General features: G+C 73.1%; 16 protein-coding genes. 8 read left to right on the plus strand and 8 right to left on the minus strand.

The genetic code is table 11. The features are described 5' to 3' along the window. Positions 1-248 precede the first annotated feature (248 nt). From ACFWNV_RS28575 to ACFWNV_RS28590, 4 genes are all read right to left on the minus strand, one after another. A complete protein-coding gene (locus ACFWNV_RS28575) occupies positions 249-725 on the minus strand; it encodes a MarR family winged helix-turn-helix transcriptional regulator (RefSeq protein WP_383952628.1) in 477 nt (158 codons plus the stop codon). A gap of 117 nt (positions 726-842) precedes the next feature. Then, complete coding sequence (locus ACFWNV_RS28580) at positions 843-1,661, minus strand: AIM24 family protein (RefSeq protein WP_383952571.1); 819 nt, start codon at positions 1,659-1,661, stop codon at positions 843-845. Next, complete coding sequence (locus ACFWNV_RS28585; protein WP_383952573.1) at positions 1,658-2,308, minus strand: AIM24 family protein; 651 nt, start codon at positions 2,306-2,308, stop codon at positions 1,658-1,660. The genes ACFWNV_RS28580 and ACFWNV_RS28585 overlap by 4 nt, the downstream gene beginning before the upstream one ends. Then, on the minus strand, positions 2,308-2,946 hold the full coding sequence (locus ACFWNV_RS28590) for an AIM24 family protein (RefSeq protein ID WP_383952575.1): 639 nt from the start codon (positions 2,944-2,946) through the stop codon (positions 2,308-2,310). Before ACFWNV_RS28590 ends, ACFWNV_RS28585 begins: the two co-directional genes overlap by 1 nt. Before the next feature lie 181 nt (positions 2,947-3,127). Here ACFWNV_RS28590 and ACFWNV_RS28595 point away from each other — a divergent pair, with 181 nt between their 5' ends. Then, the gene (locus ACFWNV_RS28595) at positions 3,128-3,472 is read left to right on the plus strand and encodes a DUF3817 domain-containing protein (protein ID WP_383952577.1); all 345 of its coding nucleotides are present in this window, start codon (positions 3,128-3,130) and stop codon (positions 3,470-3,472) included. Continuing rightward, positions 3,469-3,765 carry an MTH1187 family thiamine-binding protein gene (locus ACFWNV_RS28600; protein ID WP_383952579.1) on the plus strand — a complete coding sequence of 99 codons (297 nt, stop codon included), beginning with the start codon at positions 3,469-3,471 and terminating at the stop codon, positions 3,763-3,765. Before ACFWNV_RS28595 ends, ACFWNV_RS28600 begins: the two co-directional genes overlap by 4 nt. A 58-nt stretch (positions 3,766-3,823) precedes the next feature. Here the strand turns inward: ACFWNV_RS28600 and ACFWNV_RS28605 are convergent, their stop codons facing one another. After that, positions 3,824-4,312, minus strand: coding sequence for a hypothetical protein (locus ACFWNV_RS28605; protein WP_383952581.1), 489 nt, complete (start codon positions 4,310-4,312; stop codon positions 3,824-3,826). Next, positions 4,309-4,644 (minus strand): hypothetical protein, encoded by a 336-nt coding sequence (locus ACFWNV_RS28610; RefSeq protein ID WP_383952583.1) that lies wholly within the window; start codon positions 4,642-4,644, stop codon positions 4,309-4,311. Before ACFWNV_RS28610 ends, ACFWNV_RS28605 begins: the two co-directional genes overlap by 4 nt. Positions 4,645-4,700: 56 nt before the next feature. Between ACFWNV_RS28610 and ACFWNV_RS28615 the strand changes: the two genes are divergently transcribed. The 3 genes from ACFWNV_RS28615 to ACFWNV_RS28625 all read left to right on the plus strand — a co-directional run bounded on the left by ACFWNV_RS28615 (position 4,701) and on the right by ACFWNV_RS28625 (position 9,281). Beyond that, positions 4,701-5,327: a C39 family peptidase gene (locus ACFWNV_RS28615; protein WP_383952585.1), complete on the plus strand. Its 627-nt coding sequence runs from the start codon at positions 4,701-4,703 to the stop codon at positions 5,325-5,327. 165 nt (positions 5,328-5,492) lie between these two features. Then, entirely contained in the window at positions 5,493-7,256 is a 1,764-nt protein-coding gene (locus ACFWNV_RS28620; RefSeq protein WP_383952587.1) for a glycosyltransferase family 2 protein, read from the plus strand. A gap of 3 nt (positions 7,257-7,259) precedes the next feature. Next, complete coding sequence (locus ACFWNV_RS28625; RefSeq protein WP_383952589.1) at positions 7,260-9,281, plus strand: galactose oxidase-like domain-containing protein; 2,022 nt, start codon at positions 7,260-7,262, stop codon at positions 9,279-9,281. A gap of 195 nt (positions 9,282-9,476) precedes the next feature. Here the strand turns inward: ACFWNV_RS28625 and ACFWNV_RS28630 are convergent, their stop codons facing one another. Then, positions 9,477-10,520, minus strand: a complete 1,044-nt coding sequence (locus tag ACFWNV_RS28630) for a glycoside hydrolase family 6 protein (protein WP_383952591.1) — start codon at positions 10,518-10,520, stop codon at positions 9,477-9,479. A gap of 227 nt (positions 10,521-10,747) precedes the next feature. Further along, positions 10,748-11,764, minus strand: coding sequence for a DUF5937 family protein (locus tag ACFWNV_RS28635; protein WP_383952593.1), 1,017 nt, complete (start codon positions 11,762-11,764; stop codon positions 10,748-10,750). A 356-nt stretch (positions 11,765-12,120) separates the two neighbouring features. Between ACFWNV_RS28635 and ACFWNV_RS28640 the strand changes: the two genes are divergently transcribed. From ACFWNV_RS28640 to ACFWNV_RS28650, 3 genes are all read left to right on the plus strand, one after another. Continuing rightward, positions 12,121-13,494, plus strand: coding sequence for an MFS transporter (locus ACFWNV_RS28640; RefSeq protein WP_383952595.1), 1,374 nt, complete (start codon positions 12,121-12,123; stop codon positions 13,492-13,494). 21 nt (positions 13,495-13,515) lie between these two features. Next, entirely contained in the window at positions 13,516-14,025 is a 510-nt protein-coding gene (locus ACFWNV_RS28645; protein ID WP_383952597.1) for a MarR family winged helix-turn-helix transcriptional regulator, read from the plus strand. Positions 14,026-14,157: 132 nt separating this feature from the next. After that, the gene (locus tag ACFWNV_RS28650; RefSeq protein WP_383952599.1) at positions 14,158-15,243 is read left to right on the plus strand and encodes an MBL fold metallo-hydrolase; all 1,086 of its coding nucleotides are present in this window, start codon (positions 14,158-14,160) and stop codon (positions 15,241-15,243) included. Positions 15,244-15,248 lie beyond the last annotated feature (5 nt).

Consider the following 15,248-nt stretch of genomic DNA (forward strand, 5'->3'; position numbering starts at 1 on the left):
GGCCGCCACCGGTCCTGCGACCAGCAGGACCGCGGCGGCCGCGGCCGACGAGACGTACAGGGTGCGCTTCATGGCGTGACCTCCTCAGGCCGGCCATGGCGCTTACGGTTGCTCGGCGGCGGCCGGCGAGCGAGCGTTACCGCCCATTCTCCGGCCTGCGGCCGGGGACCGCCGCTCGGGGCCCGGTCCGGGGCCCGGACCGGGGCCCGGACCGGTGACCCGCCGGGGCCTCAAGCCTTGCCGGCGCCTCAGGCCTTGCCGCGGCCCGCGCGCAGGTGCTCGGCGACCGGTCCGAGCGCGGCGCGCAGCGCTGCGAGGGCGTCCGGCGGGAGCAGGTCGATGAAGTGCCGGCGGACGGACGCCACGTGGTGCGGGGCGACCCTGCGCATCGTCTCCATGCCCTCGGGCGTGAGGACGGCGTAGAGCCCGCGGCGGTCGGACTCGCAGTTCACGCGGCGCACGAGGCCCGCCGATTCCATGCGGGTGATCTGGTGGGAGAGCCGGCTCTTGGACTGCAGCGTCGACGTGGCGAGATCGCTCATCCGCATCCGGTGTTCATCGGATTCGGAGAGGTTCACGAGGATCTCGTAGTCGTTGTTGGTGAGCCCGAACGGCTGGAGGTCCTTTTCCAGCTGGTGCGACAGCAGTCTGCTGACGTCCAGGTGGGTGCGCCAGGCGCACTGCTCGGCGTCGCTCAGCCAGGGGGTGGCCGTCTCGGTCTCGATGGTCTCCATGAGAGAACTCTACCTAAGAAGTTGAATTGCGTACAAAAATACGGCGGAGTGAGAGCTTTCCTACAGTCTCGGCTTACCTACGGTCCCGGCTTTCCTACCGTCTCGGCGTCACAGCCCGAAGCGCCTCTGGAGATCACCCAGCTGCCCCGGCATCCGCGGCACTCCCATCTGCCCCAGCGGACCCTGCGCCTGTCCGGGCACGCCCTGAGCGTTGCCCGTGGCCGCTCCCGGGCCCACCGCCCCGATCGCCTTGTCCGGCATCAGCATCTCCGAGGACTGGAGGAGCACGGTACCCGCCCCCACGAACTCGAACTGGTGCTCCTCGCCCGAGGAGCCCCCGATGCCCGTCAGCGAGCGCAGGCCGCCGATCACGCCCGACATGTACCCGTGGTCGTAGTGGTGGCACGGGGAGGGGCAGTCCGCCCACCCCACCAGCGCCTGCGGGTCCACCCGCAGCGGCGGCTCCATGAACACCACCGGACCGCTGGAGGCCGCCACGAACTTCCCCGTCCCGATCAGGGTGAGGAAGCCCGGCACGATCGACTGCTTGAGCGCCAGCGAGGGCTGGTAGGCGAGCAGGTTGCCCGACCGGATGGTCAGGTTGCCGTTGTCCAGGTCGTACGAGTTCACGTCGAAGGCCCGGTCGGCCAGCAGCATCTTGCCCTGGCCCTCGGCCACCACCCAGTCGCTCGCGTGCAGCGGCGAATGGAAGCTGGTGCGCAGCAGCCGGTCGAAGCGGCCGTGGCCGATGCCGTTGAACTCGATGCGCCCGTAGTAGGCGATCATCTTGCCCTTCTGCAGGAACCACTGGCTCCCCTTGAGCTCCACGCAGAAGGTGTAGGCGTTGACGTTGTCGTCCGACGGCAGGGTGTACGGGTCGAAGACGGTCGGACCTCCCGGTCCGCCGGTCACGGGACCAAAGTTCACAGCTTCTCCTCCGAGGCCTGTACGTACACCGCGCCCTGACCCGACAGCTCCAGCTGGAACGCCTCGCCCGAGCCGCGCCCGACCATGTCGCGCCAGCCCAGCGCAGTGGACAGCTTGTTGCGCACCTCGCCGTGGTGGGCGACGTAGGCCTGCGGGTCCACGTGGATCGGGCGGTTCGGGGTGATCGGCAGCTCGATCACCCCGCCGTGGGCCATCACGGCCACCGAGCCGTGGCCCTTGAGGGTGGTGGTGAACAGGCCCTGGCCGGTCACCTGGCCGCGCACCATGCCCATGACCCCGCCCTGCGCGCCCATGAACATCGTGCCCTGCTGGAGGCTGCCGTCGAAGGCGAGCAGCCGGTCGGCCTCCACGTAGAGCGTCTCGCCGGTCAGGCTGATCACCTGGATGTGGTGGCCGCCGTGGCCGAACATCACGGTGCCGCTGCCCTCGACCTCCATCAGCGGGGTCTGCTCGTTCGCCACGCGGCGCCCGATCATGCCCATCACCCCGCCCTGGCCGCCGGTCAGGCTCGGGGTGAAGGAGACCTCGCCGCGGTAGGCGAGCATCGCGCCGCGCTGGCTGTACATCTTCTGGCCCGGTACGACCTGGGCCTCGACCATCTTCGAGTTGATCTCGCGGAACGGCATCAGACGTCGCCCCCGATGGTGTTGCGCTCGCTGGGCTGCACGTACACCAGGCCCTCGCCCTCGAAGCGGATCTGGAACGCCTCGCCGGAGCCCTCGCCGATCAGCGTGCGGAAGTTCACACCGGACTGGAAGGACTGCTGGAGGTTCCCGGTGTGCGCGATGTACGCCCCCGGGTCGACGGAGAGCGGGTACTGCGAGCTGACCCGCAGCACCACCGCCGGGCCGTCGGACATGATCGCCGCCTGCCCGCTGCCCTCGACGGTGGTGGTGAACAGGCCGTTGCCCGTCGTCGCACCGCGCAGGCCGGTGAAGGTGGTGCCGGTGCGCAGGCCGGCATCGGTGCACAGCAGGTTGCTGGACTCGACGTACAGCTTCTCGCCGCGCAGATTGACCAGATTGATCTCACTCGCCCGGTCGGCGAAGAAGCAGGTGCCGTGACCCTGCACTTCCATCACGGTCATCTGCTCGCCGGTGAGCCGCCGGGTCACCATTCCGCGGAGGCCTTCGCCGCCGCCGGTCATCTTCTTGAAGGCCATCTGGCCGTCGTACGCGACCATGGCGCCGTTCTTCGCTTTCACGGCGTCCCCGGTCAGGTCGACGGCGAGCACCTTGCTGCCTTGGAGTCGGAACTGAGCCACGGGAAGACGTTATCCGCAGCGGGCGGCACCGAACAGAGCCCGTTGGCCGATATCCGTCACGGTTCGGCACGGTCCGGCCCGGTCCGCCCCGGTGCGCCGGGAGCGCGGGCCCGGCGCCAAGATCGCCCGGGGCGGCTGAGACACTGGGACGGACCCCCGGCATCCACCCCGAAGGTTCCACGTGGACATCAAGACCGCTTCCGCCCTGCACCGGCTGCGCCTCATCTCCGTACCGGAGGCGCTCTCGTTCCCGGCGCTGCTGCTCTTCGGCTCGGTGCTGAGCCGGATCTCGGACATCGACTACCTGATGATGCCGCTCGGCATCGTCCACGGGATCCTGTTCGTCATCTACGGCGTCTTCCTGCTGGACGTCTGGTTCAAGGCGAAGTGGCCCCTGAAGAAGGTCGCCCTGTTCTTCCTGCTGGCGCTGATCCCTTTCGGCGGGCTCTACGGCGACCGCGTGCTCAAGCGGGACGAGTCGGCCGGCGTGCTCGCCGCCCGCGCCCGTGAGGCGGCCCGCGCATGATGATCGCGTTCTCGGTGACCCCGCTGGGCGTCGGCGAAGAGGTCGGCGAGTACGTGGCCGACGCGGTCCGCGTCGTCCGCGCGTCGGGTCTGCCGAACCACACGGACGCCATGTTCACCACCATCGAGGGCGAGTGGGACGAGGTGATGGACGTGGTCAAGCGCGCGGTGGCCGCCGTGGAAGCGCGCGCCCCCCGGGTCTCCTTCATCCTCAAGGCCGACATCCGCCCCGGCGTCACGGACGGCATGACCTCGAAGATGGAAACGGTGGAACGCCACCTCGCCGGGGGCTGACACCTCGCCGGGGGTCGACACCTCGCCGGGGGCCGACCGGATCGCACGACCCGTCGGCTCACACGGCGTGGACGTGCACGTCCGGCGGATCGAGCACCGACAGGTACGCGGTGATGTCCTCGGGGTCGCTGGTGAAGATCACCGCACTACCGTGCTTCGCGGCGGCCAGGGCCACGGCGGCGTCCACCGCGTCCGGCCGTTTCTTCGGCGGGAGCGCCGCCATCCCCAGGGTGGTGCCGACGCGCCGCCAGTCCGCCAGGTCGAAGCCCGTCGCGCAGGCGATGCACTCCGGACGGCCCGCCCCGGCCTCGCGCATCGGCGGGGGCGAGGTCCGGGCCTGTGGCACCGTGCAGTCCCTGAGCGTCGTGGCCAGGGCATGGACCAGCGCCGGGTGGGGGCGCCACACCTGCGCCAGTACCGGCCCGAGGACCAGGGCCCGGTGCGGGGTCTGCTTCAGGGCTTCGTGCAGGTGGACCGCTTTGGCCTTGCGGTCGGCGAGAGCGATGAGCATCCCGGTGTCGTAGACGGGGACCCTCCCCGCGCTCACGCCGCTTTTCCGGGACGCGCACCGGGTCGATCCGCCCCGTAGACGAGTCCGAGGGCGGCTTCGACCTCCCGCCGCTCCTGCTCGGTCAGGTCCGGGACGGCCGCGTCCGCCCGCGGTGCGTTCGCCGCTTCGGCTTCCGCTTCTTCTTCGGCGGCCGCGATCAAGGCGTCCACGTCCGCGAACTGTGCCTCTATGGCCTCCGTCTCGGCCATCTGGCGCGTCGCGGCGTGCACGAGGTACGCGGAGACGTCCAGGCCCGCGTGCTCGGCGTGCCGCCTGATGCGCTCGGCCTGCTCCTGCTCAAGGCTGATGCTGATCCTGGTCTTGGCCACGGCTCCAGTGTATGACGCGTATTACGCCCCTGTCATACCTGGCAGACTGCGGAGGCATGAGCGTCTCCGTGATCAAGCATGCCGTTCCGTACTACTCCCAGTGGGAGTCCGCCGCGATGGTGCCCGAGTTCGTCGCGGGAGCCGACGCGGAGCGGGATCCCTTGTGGGCCGGGTCCGGTGCGGACTCCCCGCGGGAGTACGCCTTCTGGGCGCCGCGGATGTGCGGGGTGGCCTGTCTGCGGATGGCGCTGGGCAGTCTGGGGCTCCCGGTGCCGGGGTCGGTGGAGCTGGTGAAGGAGCTTTCCGCGGCCGGGGCGTACGTCCGGGACGGGGACTCCGTGCAGGGGCTGATCTACCAGCCGTTCGCCGCGTACGTGAACGCCCGGTGGGGTCTGGACGCCCGGTCGGTGCCCGTGCTGGACCACGGGAGCGTCCGGGACGTGCTCGCCCGGGGCGGGCTGGCGATGCTGTCGGTCCACTGGTCGATCCGCACCCCGGGCGCCGCACCGGAGTCCCGGGGCGGTCACCTGGTGCTCGCCGTCGGGGCCACCGAGGAGGCCGTGCTGGTGCACAATCCCTCCGGCTTCCCGGACGGCTCCCAGCGGTACGCGCCCGTCCCCTGGGCCGAGCTGGACCGCTTCTACGCCGGACGCGGGATCCTGCTGGGAGGCCGGGCCGGCTGAGGGACCGCTCCCGGTCCGCCGGCCCGTCGGCTCCCGGCGACCCGTTCGGCCCTGCTCGCGAGGACACGGATCGGAACCGCCCGGTCGGGTGCATCCAGTTCGACAGGCCGAGGCATCTCCCCTTTCGTGGGGATACGTACCTCGGTTTCGAGCACTGGAGGAACCGTGCGGCAGGAAGCCTTCGACTACGAGACCCACAGCCGGCTGGCCGGCCCCTGTGAGGAGCCGGATCCCGCCGTCGCCTACCGGGTGCAGTACCGCTCCCTGCTCGCGCGCGAGGACCTCCGGACCCGAATACGGGCCGTCGCGCTCATGACGCTCGCCCCCGTCGCCGCCGCCGGGCTGATGCTCTACCTCGTCTGGCCCACGCACCGCACGGTCCGCGAGGGCGGCGCGGGCTGGCTCGTCGGGCTCGACGCCGTGATGCTCGGATCCGTCGCCCTGATCATGCTGTTCATGGTGGTCAACGTGGTCTCCATCGCCCACGCCACGATGGCCGCCCGCGACCCCGTCCCGGTACCCGCCGAACCCGGCACCCGCGTCGCCTTCCTCACCACCTACGTCCCCGGCAAGGAACCCCTCTCCATGGCGGCCGCCACCCTGCGCGGGGCCGTGGCCGTCCGCCACGACGGGCCGCTCGACGTCTGGCTGCTCGACGAGGGCGACGACCCCGGCGCCAAGGAGCTGTGCGCGGCGCTCGGCGTGCGCCACTTCACCCGCAAGGGCGTCCCCGAGTGGAACACGGCGAAGGGGGCGCACCGGGCCAGGACCAAGCACGGCAACTACAACGCCTGGCTGGCCCGGTACGGCGGGGACTACGACTACTTCGCCTCCGTGGACACCGACCACGTGCCGCTCCCGGAGTACCTGGAGCGGATGCTCGGCTTCTTCCGCGACCCCGACATCGCCTTCGTCGTCGGCCCGCAGGTCTACGGCAACTACACCTCCTCGGTCACCAAGGCCGCCGAGTCGCAGCAGTACCTCTTCCACGCGCTGATCCAGCGCGCCGGAAACCGCTACGGCGCCCCCATGTTCGTCGGCACCAACAACGCCGTCCGGATCAGCGCCCTGCGCCAGGTCGGCGGGCTCTACGACTCCCTCACCGAGGACATGGCCACCGGCTTCGAGCTGCACCGCAGCAGGAACCCCGGCACCGGCCGGTTCTGGCGGTCCGTCTACACCCCCGACGTACTGGCCGTGGGGGAGGGGCCGAGCACCTGGACCGACTTCTTCACGCAGCAGCTGCGCTGGTCGAGGGGGACGTACGAGACCCTCCTGCGCCAGTACTGGCGCGGCTGCTTCCGGATGCCCCCCGGCCGTTGCCTCAACTACACCCTGATGCTCGTCTACTACCCGATGACGGCCGTCAACTGGCTGCTGGGCGTCCTCAGCTGCGTGCTGTTCCTGTGGTTCGGGGCCTCCGGCACCCAGGTCTCCTCCGAGGTCTGGCTGATGCTCTACACCGACGCCGCCGCCCTCCAGGTCGGCCTCTACCTGTGGAACCGCCGCCACAACGTCTCGCCCCACGAGCCGGAGGGCTCCGGCGGCCTCGCCGGCATGGCCATGTCCGCCGTCTGCGCACCCGTCTACCTGATGTCGCTCGGCTCGGCGGTCCTGCGCACCCGGGGCCGCTTCGTCGTCACCCCCAAGGGCGGCACCGCCAGCCCCGACCGGCCCGCGACCTTCCGCATCCACCTCTGCTGGGCCGCCGTCCTCCTGCTCTCCCTCGCCGCCTCCGTGCGCTACGAGCACACCCACGCGGCCATGCGCGTCTGGGCGGTGCTCGCCCTGGCCGTCACCCTCGCCCCGCCGGCCCTGTGGGCCGTCACGGAGCTGCGCGCCCGGACGGCCCGGGCCGCGCCCGGCGGGGACACCGAACCGGGCGGGGAGCCGGAGCAGGCGTTCGCGACGACCTCGGGAGGGAACTGAGCCATGCCGTACCGGCCTTCGAAGCAGTTCAAGAAGACGGCCCTGGGCACCGGGGCCGCCGCCCTGCTGCTCGCGCTCAACGCACCCGCCGCGCTCTCCTTCGCCGGGGACCGCTACCACTGGTACAAGATCGGGCAGTCCAGCTACCGCGTCCAGTACGGCTCGTGGGGGCTGATCGGCCTCCCCGAGGAGCACCGGATCAACGCCATGCACGCGGCGCTGCTGCGCACCGGCAAGGTGCTGCTGATCGCCGGTTCCGGCAACGACCAGCGCAACTTCGACAGGGGCACCTTCTCCACCGTCCTGTGGGACCCCGGGGACGACAGCTTCAAGAAGATCCCGACCCCGGAGGACTTCTTCTGCTCGGGCCACAGCCAACTGCCCGACGGGCAGCTCCTGGTGGCGGGCGGGACCGCGCGCTACGAGGTGCTCGGCGGGAAGGTCACCCGGGCCGGCGGCGGCATGCGGGTCAAGAACGAGAGCCCCGACAAGGCGGTCACGCTGGCGAAGGGCACCGTCTTCCGGTCCCCGTCCGGGGTCGAGTACGTGTCGAAGTTCGCCGTCACCGTCCCCAGGGCCACCCGGCGGTTCGAGATCACCCACGGGCGCGGCGGGCAGATGATGCCGTGGAAGACGAAGGTGGTCGCCGCGGAGGCGCGCGTCTTCGTCGAGGCGGCCCGGGAGGGCGCCGCGGGACTGACGACCCAGGCCGCCCAGTACACGGTGGCCGGACTCACCGGCAAGGACGCCCACAACGTCTACGGGCTCGCGGAGCGGCTCAGCGCCGACAAGCAGGACTTCCAGGGCATCAAGTCCGCCTACGAGTTCGACCCGCTGGCGGAGAAGTACGTACCGGTCGACCCGATGAAGGACGCCCGCTGGTACCCGACCCTGGTGGGCCTCCAGGACGGGCGGGTCCTCGCGGTGTCCGGGCTCAACGACGTGGGAGACGTGGTCCCCGGCGACAACGAGTACTACGACCCGAAGGCGAAGAAGTGGTCCAAGGGCCCCTTCCGCTACTTCCCGACCTACCCCGCCCTCTTCCTCACCCAGGGCGGCAAACTGCTCTACACCGGCTCCAACGCGGGCTACGGGCCCAAGGGCAAGGGGCGCGAGCCCGGCGTGTGGGACCTGGCGACGAACCAGTACCGGAAGGTCGGCGGACTGGCCGACCCCGACCAGCTGGAGACCTCCTCGTCCGTCCTGCTCCCGCCGGCCCAGGACCAGAAGGTGATGGTGCTCGGCGGCGGCGGGGTCGGCGAGTCCCGGCTCTCCACGGACCGCACCGCGATCGTCGACCTCAAGGCGGAGGTGCCGGTCTTCCGGTCGACGGCCCGGCTGCCGCAGGGGGTGCGCTACCTCAGCAGCGTGCTGCTGCCCGACGACTCCGTCTTCACCACGGGCGGCTCCGCCGACTACCGGGGCCGCGGCGCCAGCGACATCCGCAAGGCGCAGTTCTATTACCCGCGCACCGACACCTTCGTGGCCGCCGCGTCCCCGACGGTCGGGCGCAACTACCACTCCGAGGCGCTGCTGCTGCCCGACGGGCGGGTGGCGACCTTCGGCTCCGACCCGCTCTTCGCCGACAAGGACAACACCCGGCTGGGCAGGTTCGAACACCGGCTGGAGGTGTACAGCCCGCCGTACCTGCACCGGGACCCGGCGCTGCGGCCCGTCCTGGGGGAGGGGCCGCAGGAGCTCGGGCCCGGCGGCCGCGCCACCTTCCGGGCACCGCGGGCGGAACGGATCCAGCGGGCCCGGCTGATGCGGCCGAGCGCGGTCACGCACACCACCGACGTGGAGCAGCGCTCGATCGAGCTCGGGCTGGAGAAGACGGCCGACACGGTGACGGTCGCCGTACCGGCCGACCCGACGCTGGTGCCGCCCGGCTGGTACATGCTGTTCGTGACGGACGCGGACGGCACCCCGTCGGTGGCCAAGTGGGTCCGGGTACGGCCGGCTCCGGCCCCCGAGCCGCCGGTGTCACCGCCGTCGGCGGCCTCGCGGGACGGGTGGCTGAGCTAGTGCCGTGACCGGAAAGGTCTACCGGGTCGCGGCGCCCGGCACGGCGCCTCGCCGCGTTGTCGGACCACGCCGGTACGTCCAGTACGAGGCGTGATCCTCCGCCTTGCGATGCACCGCACCGGACACCGCGACCCGGCAAACCTTTCCGGTCACGGCACTAGGCCGGCTCGTCCGGATCCTGTCGGGCCCGCCCGGCTAGTCCGTGGAGCGGCGGGCCAGGCCCAGGGCGTAGTCCGGCCACCAGGTGCCCGCCGGGGGGCCGCCGCGGCAGGTGCCGTCCGATTCGCCGGGGCGCTTGACCCAGAGGTACGCGTCCACGAGGGGGTCCCGCGTGGCGTCGGTCGGCGGTGTGCCCAGGGCCCGGCCCGGCGGATTGCACCAGGCCTGGCCGGGGTCGCCCTGGAGGGGGCCGTCGCCGTTGCGGCTGGTGTCGATGACGAAGTGCTTGCCCTTGGTGGCCTTGGACAGGGCGGCGCCGTACTCCCGGCCGGCCGCGCTGGGCTGGAAGTTGGAGACGTTGAGGGAGAAGCCGTCGGCGTGGTCGAGGCCGGCCTTGTAGAGGGGAGCGACCAGCTTCTCCGGGTCCGGGATCCAGGCCGGGTTGCCTGCGTCCAGGTAGACCTTGGTGTTCTTGTTGCGCTTGAGCCGGTCGACGGCCTCCGAGAGCAGCCGCAGCCGCTCCTCGCGGTGGCCGGCCCGGGTGCAGCCGTCCACCAGGTGCGCGACCGCGTCCGGCTCCAGGACCACCAGGGCCTTCGTGTCGGCGATGTTGTCGGCGAAGGCGCCGATCCAGCTCCGGTAGGCCGCGGCGTCCCGGGCGCCGCCCGCCGAGTGCTGCCCGCAGTCCCGGAACGGGATGTTGTACGCGACGAGGACCAGCGTGCGGCCGGCCGTACGGGCGCTCCCCCCGGCCCGGCGGATCTCCGGGCCGGGGTCGCCGGCCGGGCCCCACAGGGCCATCGGCCGGTCGGCGATGCGGCGCAGCACCTGGGCGTCGCTGTTGCGGCCCTGCGCCTCCCAGGCGGCGACCTGGCGGGCGGCGTCGCTCTGCGGATCCACCCAGAACGGGGACTCGTCGACGAGGCCGATCCCTGCCGGGTGGTGGGGCGGTGCGGATTCCGGCCGGGCGGTGGGGGCGGGGGTGCAGGCGGCTGCCGCCGTGAGGGCCAGGGTCAGGGCTGCGGCTCTGGCCGCGGTGAGGAGGGTGGCGGGGCGGCTGCGGGGGCTGCGGGCTGGCATCCGGCTTCCTCGGGGCGAAGGGGTGGGCGGCGGCTTTGGCTGCGGGCGCGGCTGAGGGTGCGGGCGCGGCTGAGGGTGCGGCTGAGGGCCGGGTCATCGTGACATAACGGGCAGTTGGGGTGGGGTGCGACACCGCCGGGTGCGGCCGGGTGGGGGTGCCGTCCCCTCCCCGCCCTTCGCCCGTTCCCCGGGCTGCCTCTGGGGCTCCGCCCCCGGACCCCCGCTCCTCAAACGCCGGAAGGGCTGGAATCGGCGCCGGATTCGGTGGAGCCGCCCGTCAGGGCGATGGCCAGCGGGGTGCGTTCGTACAGGATCTGGTGGCCGTGGCGGGTGGAGATGAGGAGGCCGGATTCCTGGAGGGTCTTGAGGTGGGCGGAGACCGTGGAAGGGGCCAGGGACAGGCGGTGGGCCAGGGCGGTGGTCGAGGCCGGGTCGCCGAGGGCGCACAGGACATCGGCGCGGGCGCGGCCCAGGAGGCGGGCCAGGGCCTGGGGGGCCGGGCCCGCGGGGGCCGTCCAGAGGGCGCCGATGCCGCGGGCCGGGTACACCAGGGTCGGCTGCCAGGGCGGGTCGTAGCCGCCCACCACCTCCGGCCAGACGAAGGCGCTCGGCATGAGGAGGAGCCCCTGGCCGTCGAGGGAGCGGTCGTGGTGGCCCGGGCGGGCGATGCTGAGGGTGTTCCCCGACCAGGTCAGATCCGGGTGGAGGCCGTCGAAGAGCGCCTCCAGCCCGCCCGCGGCCAGCCGCCGGGAGTGGAACAGGACGTCCGCCTCCAGCAGGGCGCGCAGCCGGGGCCAGTGCGGGGCGACCAGCGCGCGCCAGGCCTGCTCGTAGAGGTCGGCCAGTTCCTGGACCGCCCGCTCCGGATCCGCCAGCATCCGCTGCCCGGCCGGGCTCTCCAGGGCGCCCGGGGTGCAGACCAGGGAACGCCGCAGGTCCTCCCGCGCCTCCTGCGGATCGGCGGCCCGGACCCGCGCGAGCTCCTCCTCGAAGGTGACCGACGGGCCCGTCGGCGGCGGGCTGAGAAAGTCCGGATTGTGTCCCGTGCGCGGCATCAGCAGCCACAGCGGCCGCAGGTCCAGCCCTTCGGCCGCCGAGCGGATCCCGCGGAGCCAGGGCAGGTGGTAGGCGTGCCGGCGCCGGTCCAGCAGGACCCGTACCGCCTCCTGGGTCTCCCAGCGGGGCGAGAGCGAGAACCGGCAGCGCAGCAGGTCGGCGGGGCCGAAGCGAAAGTGGAACGGCACGGGTCCCTCCGGGGGTGGGACGGGTGGGGCTGACGGCGGGCTGCGGGCTGCCGGGCGGGGCCCGGCGGGCCGGGTGAGGGGCTGCCGGGCGGCGGGCTGCCGGGCGGCGACCGGCGGGTGGGCGGCGGGGCGGTCGCCGGACGGGGCCAGGCGGGTGGGCGGTGGGCTGGCGGGCGGTGCTCGGCAGGGCGGGGTGACGGGCTTCCGGGCGGCGGCGGAGGGTGGCGAGGTCGGGGCGGGCGGTGAGAGCGGGGCGGGTGTGCGGCTGACCTCGCCGGCTGCCAGGCCGGAGGCGGGTGATTCGGGTGGGGGCGAATCTCTGGTACCCCAGCCTAGGCGCCGCCACGGTGCACCGTATGACCACCGCCAACCAGGGCGCACCCGCCACCGAGCCGCATCCCACCGCCGAACCGCATCCCGTCCCCAGGCCACATCCCGTCCCCGGGCCGCAGCCGCATCCCGTCCCCGGGCCGCAGCCGCAGCCGCAGCCCGTCCCCGGGCCGCCCGAGCGGCCGCCCGGTGGGTACCGGGCCGTTTTTCGGTTCGGGGAGTTCCGGCCGGTCTTCGCCGCGCACCTGCTGTCCGTGCTCGGCGTCGTCATCGCCGAGATCTCCCTCACCGTCCTCGTCTACCGGGCCACCGGCTCCCCCCTGATGAGCGCGCTCACCTTCGCCCTCGGCTTCCTCCCCTACGCCCTCGGCGGCACCCTCCTCGCGCCGCTGGCCGACCGGCTCCCCGCCCGCCGCGTGCTCGTCGGCTGCGACCTCGTCTGCGCGGCCTGCGCGGCGGCGATGGCCGCGCCGGGCACCCCGGTCGCGCTGCTCCTCGTGCTGCGCTGCGCGATGGCCTTCGTCGCGCCGCTGTTCCAGGGAGCCCGCAGCGCCTCCCTCGCCGATGTCCTCGGCGCGGGCGAGGCGTACGTCCTGGGCCGCTCGCTGCTGCGCATGGTGGCGCAGAGCGCCCAGCTCATCGGCTTCGGGCTCGGCGGGCTGCTGCTCACCGTGCTGGCCCCGCGCGGGGCCATCCTGCTCACCGCAGCCGGTTTCCTCGGCTCCGCGGTCCTGCTGCGGCTGGGCACCCGGGCCCGGCCCGCCCGGTCCGCGGGCGCCGGTGCGCGGGTCTCGCCGCTCGCCGGGCTGCGCGCCGTGCTGGGCCACCGCCGGCTGCGGGCGCTGACCCTGCTGTCCTGGCTGCCGCCGCTGTTCGTGGTCGTGCCCGAGGCGCTGCTGACCCCGTACGCCACCGGCCTCGGCATCTCCACCGCCGGGCTCGGGCTGCTGATGTGCGCGATGCCCGCCGGAGCCATCGCGGGGGAGGTGTGGGCGGGCTCGGCGCTCACCGCCCGAACGCGTTCGCGGATCACGGCCCCGCTCGCGGCCGTGTCGCTGCTGCCGCTGCTCGCGTACGCCGTCCGGCCCGGGCTGCCGCTCCTGCTGGGCACGCTCGTCCTGGCCGGGCTGGCCCACGCGTACACCCTGGGGCTCGACCAGTGGTACGTCGAGGCCGTGCCCGAGGAGCTGCGCGGCCGGGCGATGACCCTGCTCAGCACGGGGCTGATGACCCTTCAGGGCGTGGGCATGGCGCTCGCCGGGGTCGCGGCGGAGTTCCTGCCCGTCCACGTGGTGGTCGCGTCGGCCGCGGTGCTGGGGACCGGGGCCGTCCTGCTGCTGCTCGCGGAGGTGCGGCGGACGGACGGGCCGAGGCGTGAGACGGATCCCGCCGCCAAATGACCGCCCGGTAGGGTCTGATGCGTGCCCAAGCCGCTCAGCCTTGCCTTCGACCCGATCGCCCGCGCCGACGAACTCTGGCAGCAGCGCTGGGGTCCGGTGCCCTCGATGGCCGCGATCACCTCGATCATGCGGGCGCACCAGATCCTGCTCGGCGAGGTCGACGCGGTCGTCAAGCCGTACGGTCTGACCTTCGCGCGCTACGAGGCGCTGGTGCTGCTGACCTTCTCCAAGGCCGGGGAACTGCCGATGTCGAAGATCGGCGAGCGCCTGATGGTGCACCCGACCTCGGTGACGAACACGGTGGACCGGCTGGTGAGGTCCGGGCTCGTCGCCCGGCGCCCGAACCCGAACGACGGGCGCGGCACGCTCGCGTCGATCACGGACAAGGGCCGTGAGGTGGTCGAGGCGGCCACGAAGGCGCTGATGGAGATCGACTTCGGGCTGGGTGCCTACGACGCCGAGGAGTGCGGGGAGATCTTCGCGCTCCTGCGCCCGCTCCGGGTGGCCGCGGCCGACTTCGAGGAGCACTGACCGCCGCCTGACCGACCGCCGCCTGACGCGGGCGGCGGCCGAGGCCGGCCCCCGCGCCCGCTCCGACGGCGCCCGCCCCGCCGTCGGCGTACGCTCGGCAGGGGTGGGTCCGGACCGGACCACGGAGGGCCGATGACCGCGCTCGGTGACCTGATCGACATCGACGACCGGACCGTCCTGGTCCTCGGGCAGGACCTGGACCTCGGCCGCGGGCAGCCGGACGTGGCCAACGCCCTGGTGCACCGGGTCGCAGACACCCTGGTGCTCGTCGACACCGGTGTCACGGAGGCCTTCCGGACGGCGCTGCTCGAAGCGGCCGACCGGGTCGGGCCCTGGTCGCGGGCGCTGGTGCTGACCACGCACGGCCACCTCGACCACGTCGGCAACAACGACCTGGCCGACGCCCTGGGCGTACCGGCCGAGCACTGGGTACCCGCCCCCGACGTGCCCCAGATGCGGGATCCGGTCGCCTACTGGGTACGGGCCTTCGAGCGGGTCGCCGGACCGGCGGCGCTGGCCGACCCCGCCGGGACCGCGGCCCGGGTGGTCGCGCTCTTCCAGCCGATGCGGCCCTTCGGCGAGACCACCCGGACCTACGAGGAGCGGCCGCCGGAGCAGATCCGGATCGGCCCGCTCCGGTTCACCGGCTGGACCTTCGCCGACGGCGCGGTCCGCGTGCTGCGCAGCCAGGGGCACTGTGCCGGGCACGTGGTCGTGCACCTGCGGGATCCGGGTGTCCTGCACCTGTCCGACGAGGACAACGGGCCCTGCGGCGCCATGGCCGACGCGGACCAGCTCAAGATCCAGAGCGTGCTGGGCTCCGCGGCCGTCCTCGTCGAGGCGGGGGAGGCGGCGCTCCTCACCGACGGCCACACCTTCGCCGTGCGCCGCGGCGCCGGAGCGGTGTCCCACCTGGACGGGCTGCTGGCGCAGGCCGCGGCCCTGGGGGAGGCGTCACTCGGACTGGCCGGGGGGCGGGTCGTCCCGAGCGGGTTCGCCGCCCGCTACGCCCGGGCGATGGCCGGCGCGGACGTCGGCGGAGCGAACCCGAGCACGCTGTTCACCGCCATGTCGGCCGTCAACCAGCTCCGCGAGCTGGGCCTGTGCCCGGAGTCCGGCGCCGTCGACGCGCCCTGGTCCCGGCCCGCGCTCCGCGGCCCGGAGCGGGCCGGCCCGTCTCCCGGCACGTCTCCCGCCCCCTCTCCCGGCCCCCGGTGACCCGG

It is taken from the genome of Streptomyces sp. NPDC058401, from assembly GCF_042722885.1.
In the GTDB taxonomy this organism is placed as follows: Bacteria; Actinomycetota; Actinomycetes; order Streptomycetales; family Streptomycetaceae; genus Streptomyces.